Below are 12,886 nucleotides of genomic sequence, written 5' to 3'. Positions count from 1 at the left end.
GCGATGAAGCGTGTCAACGCAATCACCTCATAACGATGGGCTGCTTCGACCCTCGCCGCAATCTCTACGAGTATTATATTAGCACATTGGGATGCGCGTGTATCAGGCCCGCAACAACTTACGTTACTAATGTGTATCTAGCTCAAGATTGCAGTATCTCGAAGTAACGTCTGATAGTAATTGGGGCATCTAGCAAACACTTGAAATCTCAGGATGAGCGCGTGCCGGGAACGTCCCCCGCAGCGGAACTTCAGGCCATTGTCCGCGTGGCCCACGAGCTGGCCGATATTTCAGGCCCAGTTATCCTCAAGCATTTTCGCAAGACAATGCCTGTGGAAAACAAAGCCATAGGCGGCGCCTTTGACCCGGTAACCAAGGCCGACCGCGGCGCGGAAAAAGCCATATCTGAAGCGCTGGCAACAAGATTCCCTGATCACGGCATCGTCGGCGAAGAGTTCGGAACGAAATCCGGAACGAGCCCCTATCAATGGATCGTCGACCCGATCGACGGCACGCGATCGTTCATCATCGGGTCGCCGCTGTGGGGCACGTTGATCGGCGTTCTGAAGGACGGCGTGCCGGTCTTCGGCCTCATGGATCAGCCCTTCACCGGCGAACGCTTCTGGTCCACCGATAAGGCAGCCTATCATAGCGTCCGAGGCGGCCGGCCCGCGCGGCTCAAGACGCGCGAGTGCACACGCATCGAAGACGCCGTGTTGACGACCACGCATCCCGAAATGTTCGAAGGGCCCGAACAGCAGTCGGCCCTTTCCACGCTGAAGGAAAAGGCGCGGCTCACGCGCTACGGCGGCGATTGCTACGCCTACTGCCTGCTCGCCTCAGGCCTCATCGATATCATCATCGAGCCCGGTCTGAAGTCCTACGATATCGCGGCGCTCATTCCGATCATCGAACGTGCTGGCGGCGTCATCACGACGTGGACCGGCGGCAGCCCAGCGAGCGGCGGAAACATCATTGCGACGGGCGACGCCCGCCTGCATGAAGACGCCCTCGCGATGATCAATAAGCTCTAAACCCGTTCCGACAACGACGTTTCGATGCCCATGTAAGCGTCGAATGCCGCCCAGAACCGCTGGCGTATGGCGTCGGTCTCTTGCAAAATTTCATGTCGCGAGCCCGGCATGAGGATGTGCCCGCCGGATTTGAGATCCACGGCGAAATCCTCGATCGCTTGCGATGAAACGACATGATCTGCACCGGCCGCGAACACCATCATCGGCACAGAGACGTATTTCGGATAGTCCGGCCGCGAAAGCATCGCGCAGCTGCGAAGAGCAGCCCTGAGCCAGCCGACCGTCGGCGCGCCCAGCGCCAGATCAGGAGCAGCTTCGATGATCGATTTGACGCGCGACCAGCGCACGCGGTCGGCCGTCAGCCTGTTGCCTTCGAATTCCCCAAGGTCGTTCGGCTCATCCCCGCCGCCGCGAACATAGGTGGTCGCAAACCCGCAGAGCGACAGGATCGAAGAATAGGCTTTCGCAACCGGCCGGCTGGCGCCGAGCATCTGCTCATGGATCTCGATCATCGGCGATAGCAGGATCATCCGCGCGAAGGGGCTCGCTTCATCCTGCGCCCCGCGCAACAGGATATTGCCGCCGAGCGAATGACCAAGCCCGATCAATGGCTGCGGCAACGCCGGCTTCACGATCTCATCGATGAAGATTGCGAGATCGCGGTCGTATTCGGTGAAGGCCACGACGTGCCCCTTGCGCCTGTTCGAGAGCATGCGCTCCGACCCGCCCTGCCCGCGCAGATCGAAGGTCGCGACGGCAAACCCGCGCCGGCGCAAGTCCGCGATAACCTCGAAATACTTTTCGATGAACTCGCCGCGGCCCTGCACGATGCAGACCGTTCCCCGCGATGGTCCCCGCGTGGCTTCCCAGAGAGCACACCGGAGTTTCAATCCGTCGTAGCCGTCGAAGGCCGTCACCTGCGCGCCGCTCGGCACGGGATTTATTGAGAGTGAAACGAGTTTCATCTGCCTCTCTGAATGGACTGCATCCGTCGGCCGGCGAGGTTGATTCCGGTACCTACGAATAACGCCGTAGCACACGATATCGGCGGAAACTCTCGCGAAACCCTCTTGAAGCCCTTTTTCCGCTTCCTACCTCTCTGCTGTGGTTGCCGCAAAGCGGGGCCGCACAAAGAAAAGGGCCGGTCCAGAAGGCTGGCTCACATGTCGCTTCTCAAGAGGATATGTCATGAGACACGCAGAATTCGCTCCCTTTTATCGCTCCGCTATCGGCTTTGATCGGCTCTTCCAGCTATTGGATCAGTCCGCCGGCTACGACAGCGAATCCACGTACCCGCCATATAATATTGAACGGACCGGGGAGAACGCGTACCGCATCACTCTGGCGGTCGCGGGCTTCGCGCAAAATGAGCTGACGATCGAGGTCAAGGAGCAGACCCTATCGGTTGCCGGTGAGAAGGCTCCAGACGCCGCCGAGAAAACATATCTGCATCGCGGCATTGCAGCCCGAGCGTTCGAGCGCCGCTTCCAGCTCGCCGACCACGTCGACGTGACCGGCGCCAAGTTCGAGAACGGCCTCCTCCACGTTGATCTGGTTCGCAACGTCCCCGAGAGCAAGAAGCCCCGGACCATCGCGATAGGCACGTCGGGTGGCGTCCAGCAGCTTGAGGCCAACGCCGCCTGAGACCCGGCGGACGGCCAGTCTCACCAATTAATGCCACGTCTTGAGCGGCAGCTGCGTACCAACGCGGCTGCCGTTGGCATTGATCGGCGGCTGGGGGAAATTTTGTTGCTGCGCGAGGTCCCGAACCTTGCCAAAAACGATTGCGACGCTCAGTGCTTCTTACCGCTTGTGCCGCAGTGCCAAATCTGTAGAATTTGTTAGATAGGTCAATAATGCTGTCCTTTGTGCGCCGATCAGGCGAGCACGAAGAGCGGTGCAGACGTTACACGATCGGCCGAGGCATTGCTTTACGGCATGACGTGGCGTGGGAGAACATTAGGTGTTTGAAAGCAGGATGTGCGGTTCGCAGAGCCGCGAATTCGGCCGCGGGCTTCATACCGTACGCCGCAGCGCGTTGGCCCGATGTGACCGAAAACGCCCGCGCTACGCGTGACCGGCGGTTATCCTCCGGCGGCGTAGCGCTGCACCAAACATTGAATGAGCCGCGCCTCCAATAGGCGTCCTACCACACCGAAGTTCTGAAATTTGGGCCACCCAGGCCATGCGAGGCATCAGATGAGCGAAGGTTACCAGTATCCGCTGGATGACGAGATCGGCGATGGCACCCGGCCGGCAGCGGAAGGCCTTTTCGATCCGGCCCTTGAACGCGACGCATGCGGCGTCGGTTTCATTGCAAACCTCAAGGGATTGAAGTCGCACGCCATCGTCGAAGGCGCGCTCAAAATTCTCGAGAACCTCGAGCACCGCGGCGCTGTAGGCGCCGATCCTCTCTCCGGCGACGGCGCCGGCATTCTGATCCAAATTCCGCACGACTTCCTGGCCGCCGAGACGAAGGCCGCCGGCTTTGAGCTCCCGGCGCCGGGTCACTATGCGGTCGGACAGATTTTCATGCCGCGCGATGACCGGCTTCGCGCCCACTGCGAGCGCGTCTGGTCGCGCTGCCTCAAGGAAGAAGGTCTCGAGCTGATCGGCTGGCGCACGGTGCCCGTCGACAACAACTGTCTTTCGGTAATGGTGCGCGACGTCGAACCGGTGCAGCGGCAGGTATTCATCCGCCGTCCCGCATCGATGACCGATCAGGAAGAATTCGAACGCCACCTCTATATCGTTCGCAAGGTCGTCTCGAACGCCATTCACGACGCCTATAAGGGTCGCGACATCGGCCATTACACCGTGTCCCTGTCGACGCGCACCGTCGTCTACAAGGGCATGTTCCTGTCGTTCCAGGTGAAGGCCTATTACAAGGATCTCTCGGATCCGCGCCTGGTGTCGGCGCTTGCCCTCGTCCACCAGCGTTTCTCGACCAACACCTTCCCGTCTTGGAAGCTCGCCCATCCCTACCGGATGGTTGCCCATAACGGCGAAATCAACACGCTGCGCGGCAACGTCAACTGGATGGCCGCACGTCAGGCATCCGTATCGTCGCCGCTTTTCGGCGATCGCATTTCGAAGCTCTGGCCGATCTCCTATGAAGGCCAGTCCGACACGGCTTGCTTCGACAACGCCCTCGAATTCCTCGTCATGGGCGGCTACAGCCTTTCACACGCCGCGATGATGCTCATCCCGGAAGCCTGGGCTGGCAATCCGACGATGGATACCAAGCGCCGCGCGTTCTACGAATATCATGCCTGCTTGATGGAGCCGTGGGACGGCCCCGCCGCGATGGCATTCACCGACGGCCGCCAGATCGGCGCGACGCTCGATCGCAACGGTTTGCGCCCGGCACGCTATCTCGTCACCAAAGACGACACCGTCATCATGTCGTCGGAGTCGGGCGTGCTCCCGGTCGCCGAGGAAAACATCGTCAAGAAGTGGCGACTGCAGCCCGGCAAGATGCTGCTGATCGACCTTGAGAAGGGTTGCATCATCTCCGACGAGGAGCTGAAGGCCGAGATCGCAGCAAGCCATCCTTACGAAACGTGGCTGAAGCGCACGCAGATCAAGGTCTCTGACCTGCCGCTCCCGTCAAAAGGCATCATTGCGCCGAAGTCGAACGTCGCGCTGCTCGATCTACAGCAGTCGTTCGGCTACACGCAGGAAAGCATCAAGTTCCTGCTGACCCCGATGGCCGAGAAGGGCGAAGAAGCCACCGGCTCGATGGGAACCGACACCCCGATCTCGGCGCTCTCGTCGAAGTCGAAGCTGCTGCACACCTACTTCAAGCAGAACTTCGCGCAGGTGACGAACCCGCCGATCGACTCGATCCGCGAAGAGCTCGTGATGAGCCTCGTCTCGTTCATCGGTCCGCGTCCGAACCTCCTCGATCTTCAGGGCACCTCAAACCAGAAGCGCCTCGAAGTCGCTCAGCCGATCCTGACGAACGAAGACCTCGAGCGTATTCGTGGCATCGGCGCCGTGAAGGACAACGATTTCGATTCGATCACGATCGACATCACCTACCCGGCAGAAAAGGGCGAAGGCGGCATGGGCCCCGCTCTCGACGGCATCTGCGCCGAGGCGGAAGAGTACGTTCGCGCCAAGGAATACAACATCATCATCTTGTCCGATCGGCGCGCCGGTCCGGACCGCGTGGCGCTGCCCTCGTTGCTCGCAACGTCGGCCGTGCACCATCACCTGATCAAGCAGGGTTTGCGGACCTCGGTCGGCCTCGTCGTCGAGACGGGCGAAGCCCACGAGATCAACCAGTTCTGCACGCTTGCAGGCTACGGCGCCGAGGCGATCAATCCGTATCTCGCCTTCGAGACGCTCTACACCATGCTGCCTGATCTTCCCGAGGGAACGACCCCCGAGATGGTCAAGAAGCGCTTCATCAAGGCCATCGGCAAAGCCATGCTGAAGGTCATGGCGAAGATGGGCATCTCGACCTATCAGTCCTATTGCGGCGCTCAGATCTTCGACGCCGTCGGCCTGCGTTCGAGCTTCGTCGATCGCTACTTCACCGGCACGCATACCCAGGTGGAAGGCGTCGGCCTCCGCGAGATCGCCCGCGAAACGGTAGAGCGCCACAAGATGGCATTCGGCGACGTACCCGTTCTCGCCAACGCCCTGGAAGTCGGTGGCGAATACGCTTACCGCGTCCGCGGCGAAGCCCACATGTGGCGGCCGGGAACGGTGGCTGATCTTCAGCATGCCGTTCGCGCGACCGACAACAAGGAAGCGATGAGCGGTAGCGTCCCGCCGAAGTTCCGCGAATATTCGAAGTCGATCAACGACCAGTCGGAACAGCTCATGACGCTGCGCGGCATGTTCCGCCTGCGCTCGGCGGAATCCTTGGGCCGCAAGTCCATTCCCATCGACCAGGTGGAACCGGCAGCCAACATCGTGAAGAGGTTTGCGACCGGCGCGATGAGCTATGGCTCGATCAGCCGCGAAGCTCACACCACGCTCGCGATTGCTATGAACCGCATCGGCGGCCGCTCGAACACAGGCGAAGGCGGCGAAGAATCCGATCGCTTCAAGCCGATGGCGAATGGCGACTCGATGCGCTCTGCAATTAAGCAGGTTGCTTCCGGCCGCTTCGGCGTGACGACGGAATATCTCGTCAATTCCGACGTGATGCAGATCAAGATGGCCCAGGGCGCCAAGCCCGGCGAAGGCGGCCAGCTGCCCGGGCACAAGGTCGACGCGACGATCGCGAAGGTCCGTCACTCGACGCCCGGCGTGACCCTCGTCTCGCCGCCGCCGCACCACGACATCTATTCGATCGAGGATCTCGCGCAGCTCATCTACGACCTGAAGAACGTCAACCCGACAGCTGACGTCTCGGTGAAGCTCGTGTCCGAGGTCGGCGTCGGCACCGTCGCGGCAGGCGTCGCCAAGGCGCGCGCCGATCATGTGACGATTTCCGGCTTCGAAGGTGGCACCGGCGCGTCTCCGCTGACGTCGATCAAGCACGCCGGCTCCCCGTGGGAAATCGGCCTTGCGGAAACGCATCAGACCCTGGTCGCCAACCGTCTGCGCGGACGTATCGCCGTTCAGGTCGACGGCGGCATCAGAACCGGCCGCGACGTCGTGATCGGCGCCCTTCTCGGTGCCGACGAGTTCGGCTTTGCAACTGCACCGCTGATCGCGGCCGGCTGCATCATGATGCGCAAGTGTCACTTGAACACCTGCCCGGTCGGCGTCGCCACGCAAGACCCGGTCTTGCGCGCGAAGTTCTCCGGCAAGCCCGAGCACGTCATCAACTTCTTCTTCTTCGTCGCCGAAGAAGTCCGCGAGATCATGGCGCAGCTCGGCTTCCGCAACTTCAGCGAGATGATCGGACAGAGCGACCAGCTCGATAAGGATCGTGCCATCGAGCACTGGAAGGCGCGCGGGCTCGACTTCACGAAGCTCTTCCACAAGCCCCATGCTCCGAAGGGCGTCGCGGTGTTCAACAGCGAACGCCAGGACCACGGCCTCGACAAGGTTTTGGACGTCAAGCTCATCGACATCGCGAAACCGGCGCTTGAATTGAAGAGGCCGGTGAAAGCCGAACTCGAAATCAAGAACGTCAACCGTTCGACGGGCGCCATGCTCTCGGGCGAAGTCGCCAAGCGCTTCGGCCATGCCGGTCTGCCGGAAGACACCATCTGGCTGTCCTTCAAAGGCACCGCCGGACAGGCGTTCGGCGCGTGGGTCGCGCATGGCGTCACGCTCGACCTCGTCGGCGAAGGCAACGACTACGTCGGCAAGGGATTGTCGGGCGGCAAGCTGATCGTCCGCCCGGATCCGAAATCCGGAATCGTACCGGAAGACAGCATCATCGTTGGCAACACCGTGCTTTACGGCGCCATCACCGGCGAATGCTATTTCCGTGGTGTCGCCGGCGAACGCTTCGCCGTCCGCAACTCGGGCGCATACGCTGTCGTCGAAGGCACTGGCGACCACGGCTGCGAATATATGACCGGCGGCGTTGTCGTCGTTCTCGGAGAGACTGGGCGCAACTTCGCAGCCGGCATGTCAGGCGGCATCGCCTACGTGCTCGACGAGAAAGGCAGCTTCGAAGGCCGCCTCAACAAGGAGATGGTGCAGCTCGAAGCGCTGACGGCCGATTCCGGCTCGCTGCAGAAGCTTGCCCAGCAAGGCGGCGATGTAGCGATCGCGGTCCGTAACGTCATGGTCGATATGCGCGAGCAGGATGTCGAACGCCTGCACACGCTCATCGCGCGCCATGCCCATTACACCAACTCGCGCCGTGCCCAGGAAATCCTGAAGGATTTCCCGGCCTTCCTGCCGAAGTTCAAGAAGGTGATGCCGGTCGAATACCGTCGCGCACTGACTGAGCTGGCGAAGGCCCGCGAAACCAATCGCGAGGCTGAGCTTGAGGCCGCAACCAAGCAATAGCTATCGCTCTGCCAATCGCGAATTAGAAAGACGAAAGAAGAAATGGGCAAGCCGACTGGTTTTCTGGAAATCGACCGCGCCGACCGCAAGTACAAGCCGGTCGATGAGCGTTTGAAGCACTACAAGGAATTCGTCGTCCCGCTGACCGAGCCTGAGGTCAAGAAACAGGCTTCGCGCTGCATGGACTGCGGCATTCCCTATTGCCACACGGGCTGTCCGGTGAACAACCAGATCCCCGATTGGAACGACCTCGTCTATCACGGCGATTGGAAGGACGCGGCCGACAACCTCCATTCGACGAACAACTTCCCCGAGGTGACGGGCCGTATCTGCCCGGCGCCGTGCGAAGCGGCCTGCACGCTGAATATCGACGACAAGCCGGTGACGATCAAAACGATCGAGAACTCGATCGCGGATCGTGCCTGGGAAGAAGGCTGGATCCGTCCGCTGCCGCCCGAAAAGAAAACCGGCAAGAAAGTCGCCATCATCGGCTCAGGCCCCGCAGGGCTCGCGGCAGCCCAGCAGCTCGCGCGCGCCGGTCACGACGTTCACGTCTACGAGAAGAACGCCCGCCCCGGCGGCCTGCTCGTTTACGGCATTCCCGACTTCAAGATGGAAAAGGCGATCGTCGCCCGCCGCGTCAAGCAGATGGAAGCGGAAGGCGTGACGTTCCATTGCGGAATTCACGTCGGCCAGGATCTCTCGGCAAAGTATCTCGAATCGAAGCACGACGCGGTGTTGATCGCCATCGGCTCCGAGCAGCCGTTTGACTTCTTCGCCAAGTCACCGGGACGCGACCTCGACGGCCTTCACTACGCAATGGACTTCCTGCCTCAGCAGAACCGGCGCAATGCCGGCGAGCCGCAGAAGCCCAAGACTCACGAGATCTCTGCAAAGGACAAGCACGTCATCGTCATCGGTGGCGGCGACACCGGCTCCGACTGCATCGGCACCTCGTTCCGCCAAGGCGCGAAGAGCGTGACGCAGCTCGAAATCATGCCGATGCCGCCTGAGAAAGAGAACAAGGCGCTCTCCTGGCCGCATTGGCCGCTGAAGCTCCGCGTTTCCTCCTCGCAGGCCGAAGGCGCGAAAACCGAGTACTCGATTTCGACCACCGGCTTCTCGGGCGAAGGCGGCAAAGTCAAGAAGCTCCACTACACGCGAGTGAACGCCAACCTGCAGCCGATAAAGGGCACCGAAGGCGCACTCGACGCCGATCTCGTTCTCTTCGCCATGGGCTTCTCGGGCCCAATCGAAAGCGACATCGTCAAGGAGTTCCAACTCCCCGTCGTGCCGCGCGGGCGCTTCAAGGGACTGGACGCGACGGACAAGGATTACAAACTCGCGACCTCGCCGAAGCTCTTCTGCGCCGGCGATATCCGGCGCGGTCAGTCGCTCGTCGTGTGGGCGATCCGCGAAGGCCGTCAGGCGGCCCATACCATCGACAAGTTCCTGATGGGCTCGACCGTTCTGCCGCGCTAAACGCCGGCGTTACGCGAGAGGCGGCGCAATTACGCCGAGACCGATAAGGCATGCGCCGGCAATCCGTGCCGGCCCCAGCCGGTGCATTCTCGCGAAGCGGATGACGCATCGGCGCAGTCCGCCGCTCGTTCAGGCGGGAACGTACGTCAATCTGATCACGTCCTCGCCAATTCGATCGCTGGCCACAAGGCGGAGCGGGGGCCGGGGGCCGGCGAAGAATGGCTTGCCGCGACCGAGCACGACGGGGTGGAGGTACAGGCGATACTCATCAATAAGACCAAGGTCAGTCAGGCTTCGTGCCAAGTCTGGTCCGCCAACTTGAATCTCCCCAACGAGCTGAGCCTTGAGCGCGCGTATCGCCGCCTCGATGTCGTTGTCGACAAGTGTGGCGTTCGGACCGACTGACTTCAAAGAGCGCGACACGACCCACTTCTGTTGGCGCCGCCACGCAGCCGCGAAGTCGCGCCGAGCCGCATCCCACTCGGGATGATCCTCGTCCCAATAACACATGAGTTCGTACAAGCGGCGACCGTAAACGCTACCTACCTGGTCGCGCGCCTGCTCGATGTAATGATGGAAAAGCGTTGGGCTTGGCGCATACGCCATGTGATCGACGTAGCCGTCCAAGGACTGGTTCATTCCAAAGACGAGCTTCGCCATGCTGCAAATCCTCCACCCCAACGCACAGCGCTATCGCAAAATCATGTTGGAGACGGCCGGGGAATGCGTTGCCACCCTCAACCCCGTCCCGGAACTTCTGCAGGCTTCGACTGGCTGGTCGTGTCGGGCTTTGGCGGCCACGTCACATCGTCCGCGCGACCGGCTTTCGGTTGCAGCCGCTCGCCCTTCACCAGCAGCCGGAAATACGGCGCCTGCGTTGGCGACAGACGTCCGCGATCCTTGTTGCCCGCAGGCGAGATCGAACTCATCAACGTCAACCCGCCCGCGATCTGATCGACGAGAAGATCACCCCTCTGACCCGATCCTTCGCGCCGCGCCATCAGCGTGACGACCGACGCCGGGATAGCGGGCCTGACGATTTCGACCGTCTGAGATTCCTCGCGGCCGTTGTTGCCGATCATCTTGAGCGTGATCCGGCCGTTGTCCGCTTTCTGATCGCCGGTACCGTCGCCTGCTGCCGACGGCAGCGATCCATCGAGCGAAGCCCCACGCACGACCGGCGCATGCGAAGCGGCCTCCGGTTTTTGCGCCACGGGCGACGACGGCGCGGGCGTCTTCACGGCATTGTCCGGATTGATCTTCGCCTGCTCTGCTTCGGCGCCGAGCAACGGGATGTTGCGATTGGCCTTCGCCTGAATAAGATCGGGCCGCAATTCCTTCTCGACGAAATGCGCAAGCTTGCGATTGCCGGCATCCGTGAAGTTGACGCCGTCGCGGAGACGCAGCAGCCGGATCGCACCTTCGAGATCCGGGCCATAGGACGAGTAAGCACCGTTCTCGTCTGTGAAGCCCTGATAGGCGTCGATGTATTTATAGCCGTTGAGATACGCACGCTCGCGGATGACATCATTCATCTTCTGCGCGAGTTCGTTCGCATCCGAACGCGCCAAATTCGGTAAGCCGACCCAGTAAACGCCTGCATTCTTGCTTTTGAAGGCCCGCATGAGCCGATCGACGCGCCGCGTATATTCGGCGAGCCAGGCATCGCCTCCTACCGGCAATCGTTTGCCGTCGGGGCCACGGAATGACATGCGGTCGTCTTCGCCGACCATGACGATGGCGATGTTGAGCGGTTGCGCGGCGATCGCCTTTTCGAGGGTCGCGACTTTCGCGTCGAAGTCCCCAAGGCCGATGCCCGAAAATGGCGTCACCTGACGCTGGATGTTCAGCCGGATGTCCGGACCGAAAGCGGCGATGAGGCCGGCGAGCAGACCTTCCGCAAACCCGTCGCCATAGACGCTCACCTGATAGACGTCGTTATCCGGGAATGACGTGAGGAACGTCCCGCCCTGATCCTCGTCTCCAGCGCGCGCGGGTGAGCCAAGCACGACCGCGAGCGCCACGAGAAACGCGGCGAGCATGGGGGTCATATACTTGGAGAAGGCGCTCATCCGGTCGTGTGCCTTTTGCAACCCGCAAGACTGCCGAGGGCTTGATTCCGAACTCCACCATACAGCGCCTGAGCCGGGTCTCCAACCGCCGCAACCGGCAACCCAAACGTCCTAGCGCGTCGCCTGCGAATTCGCGTGCGCCAACACCCCGTCGGACGGCCAGCAATCGATTTTCAGCCCATTGGCCTTCTGGTAGAGACCGATCTGCTTACGCGTGTTGGAGCCGATTTTTCCGTCGGTCTTGTCCATCGGATAGCCCAGCACTTTGAGCTTGGCCTGCAGGTTATGAACCGTCTGCGTCTTCGGCTGCGCGAACGACTGCCAAGGCGCCACGAAATCCCCCTCGCCCCGTATGCGGTCGCCGAGGTTTCCGACGAACAGCGCGTAAAGATCGGACGTGTTGTAGAGCCGGATGACGCGAAAGTTCTGGGCCGCCAAAAACGCCGGGCCATAGGCTCCGGCCGGCATCATGAGATAGGCATCGTCCGCAAGTTGGGCCTTGCTGAACGGCGCGCCTTTCGCCTTCCGGAAGCCCATCGCCACCCAATCGCCGATCGGGCGGGCATCGGGCGGTCCCTCGAGCGAACAATCGGCTTTCGGCGGCGCGATGACTTCATAGCCCCAGCGCGCGCCACGAACCCAGCCCTTGCCCTCAAGCTGACGCGCGGTGAACGCGAGCGCATCCGCGACGGACCGCCAGATGTCGACCTTACCGTCGCCATCGCCGTCGATAGCGTATTTGAGATATTCGGTCGGCATGGCCTGCGTGAGACCGAGCGCCCCGGCCCAGGAAGATTTCATATCCGAGCGCGGCACGCCCTGTTGCAGCATCACGAGCGCCGCGATCAGCTCCTCCCGAAACTTGTCCTTGCGCTTTCCGGTGTAAGCGAGCGTCGCAAGCATGCGGATCGCATCGTTCGGCGGATGATATGAGCCGTAAGCCGTTTCGCGGCCCCAGATGGCGACCAGCGTATAGCGGTCGACGCCCGTCATCTTCTCTATGCGCTCGAGGTCGGCCTTGTGCTCGTCTAGAAATTTGCGGCCCTGAACGGCAAGCTTTTCGAGATAGGCTTTCGACAGGTAATCGGCCGCCGTCTTCGTGAATTCCGCCTGACCGCTGTTGTCGACTTTGGGCCGTCCGGGAATATCGAGATCGGGAATCGTTAGATCGGGTTCGACACCGGCAAAGGCGGCGTCGAACGTCTGGCGGCTGACGCCGGCGCTCTTCGCATCTGGCCACAAGGTCTCGATGAAGGCCCGGAACTCGTCCGCCGGTTTCGCGTGAACAGCAGGCGCCGCAAAGTTCATCGCAACCGCCAAGAAGGCGGCTGACAAGATCTCGAAATAGCGTCGTCTTAACAGCATTGA

The 12,886-nt window shown here is 61.5% G+C and carries 8 protein-coding genes; 4 read left to right on the top strand and 4 right to left on the bottom strand.

Annotated elements, in window-relative coordinates; translation table 11 throughout:
- The first annotated feature begins 200 nt into the window (after positions 1 to 200).
- Positions 201 to 1,034, top strand: a complete 834-nt coding sequence (hisN, locus tag BM399_RS02825; RefSeq protein ID WP_244531037.1) for a histidinol-phosphatase — start codon at positions 201 to 203, stop codon at positions 1,032 to 1,034.
- Here the strand turns inward: hisN and BM399_RS02820 are convergent.
- Positions 1,031 to 1,999 carry an alpha/beta fold hydrolase gene (locus tag BM399_RS02820; RefSeq protein WP_092863936.1) on the bottom strand — a complete coding sequence of 323 codons (969 nt, stop codon included), beginning with the start codon at positions 1,997 to 1,999 and terminating at the stop codon, positions 1,031 to 1,033. The genes hisN and BM399_RS02820 overlap by 4 nt on opposite strands.
- 223 nt (positions 2,000 to 2,222) lie before the next feature.
- Here BM399_RS02820 and BM399_RS02815 point away from each other — a divergent pair, with 223 nt between their 5' ends.
- The 3 genes from BM399_RS02815 to BM399_RS02805 all read left to right on the top strand — a co-directional run bounded on the left by BM399_RS02815 (position 2,223) and on the right by BM399_RS02805 (position 9,446).
- Positions 2,223 to 2,678 (top strand): Hsp20 family protein, encoded by a 456-nt coding sequence (locus BM399_RS02815; RefSeq protein WP_092863933.1) that lies wholly within the window; start codon positions 2,223 to 2,225, stop codon positions 2,676 to 2,678.
- A 555-nt stretch (positions 2,679 to 3,233) separates the two neighbouring features.
- On the top strand, positions 3,234 to 7,964 hold the full coding sequence (gltB, locus tag BM399_RS02810) for a glutamate synthase large subunit (protein ID WP_092863930.1): 4,731 nt from the start codon (positions 3,234 to 3,236) through the stop codon (positions 7,962 to 7,964).
- A gap of 42 nt (positions 7,965 to 8,006) precedes the next feature.
- Positions 8,007 to 9,446 carry a glutamate synthase subunit beta gene (locus BM399_RS02805; protein ID WP_092863927.1) on the top strand — a complete coding sequence of 480 codons (1,440 nt, stop codon included), beginning with the start codon at positions 8,007 to 8,009 and terminating at the stop codon, positions 9,444 to 9,446.
- A gap of 129 nt (positions 9,447 to 9,575) precedes the next feature.
- Here BM399_RS02805 and BM399_RS02800 read toward each other — a convergent pair whose 3' ends face one another.
- The 3 genes from BM399_RS02800 to BM399_RS02790 all read right to left on the bottom strand — a co-directional run bounded on the left by BM399_RS02800 (position 9,576) and on the right by BM399_RS02790 (position 12,883).
- On the bottom strand, positions 9,576 to 10,106 hold the full coding sequence (locus BM399_RS02800; protein WP_092863924.1) for a dihydrofolate reductase family protein: 531 nt from the start codon (positions 10,104 to 10,106) through the stop codon (positions 9,576 to 9,578).
- 77 nt (positions 10,107 to 10,183) lie between these two features.
- Positions 10,184 to 11,518 (bottom strand): SGNH/GDSL hydrolase family protein, encoded by a 1,335-nt coding sequence (locus BM399_RS02795; protein WP_092863921.1) that lies wholly within the window; start codon positions 11,516 to 11,518, stop codon positions 10,184 to 10,186.
- A gap of 111 nt (positions 11,519 to 11,629) precedes the next feature.
- The gene (locus tag BM399_RS02790; RefSeq protein ID WP_092863918.1) at positions 11,630 to 12,883 is read right to left on the bottom strand and encodes a lytic murein transglycosylase; all 1,254 of its coding nucleotides are present in this window, start codon (positions 12,881 to 12,883) and stop codon (positions 11,630 to 11,632) included.
- Positions 12,884 to 12,886: the final 3 nt, after the last annotated feature.

This window comes from Hyphomicrobium facile (assembly GCF_900116175.1).
GTDB classification, from domain to species: Bacteria; Pseudomonadota; Alphaproteobacteria; order Rhizobiales; family Hyphomicrobiaceae; genus Hyphomicrobium_B; species Hyphomicrobium_B facile.
Note: the sequence above shows the minus strand (reverse complement) of the source record. Positions and strands in the feature narration are given on the sequence as shown.

What these genes read in the sequence shown, in the direction of transcription:
- BM399_RS02820 (WP_092863936.1), bottom strand. Translation starts at nt 1,999, where the DNA reads ATGAAACTCGTTTCACTCTCAATAAATCCCGTGCCGAGCGGCGCGCAG.
- BM399_RS02815 (WP_092863933.1), top strand. Translation starts at nt 2,223, where the DNA reads ATGAGACACGCAGAATTCGCTCCCTTTTATCGCTCCGCTATCGGCTTT.
- gltB (WP_092863930.1), top strand. Translation starts at nt 3,234, where the DNA reads ATGAGCGAAGGTTACCAGTATCCGCTGGATGACGAGATCGGCGATGGC.
- BM399_RS02805 (WP_092863927.1), top strand. Translation starts at nt 8,007, where the DNA reads ATGGGCAAGCCGACTGGTTTTCTGGAAATCGACCGCGCCGACCGCAAG.
- BM399_RS02800 (WP_092863924.1), bottom strand. Translation starts at nt 10,106, where the DNA reads ATGGCGAAGCTCGTCTTTGGAATGAACCAGTCCTTGGACGGCTACGTC.
- BM399_RS02795 (WP_092863921.1), bottom strand. Translation starts at nt 11,518, where the DNA reads ATGAGCGCCTTCTCCAAGTATATGACCCCCATGCTCGCCGCGTTTCTC.
- BM399_RS02790 (WP_092863918.1), bottom strand. Translation starts at nt 12,883, where the DNA reads ATGCTGTTAAGACGACGCTATTTCGAGATCTTGTCAGCCGCCTTCTTG.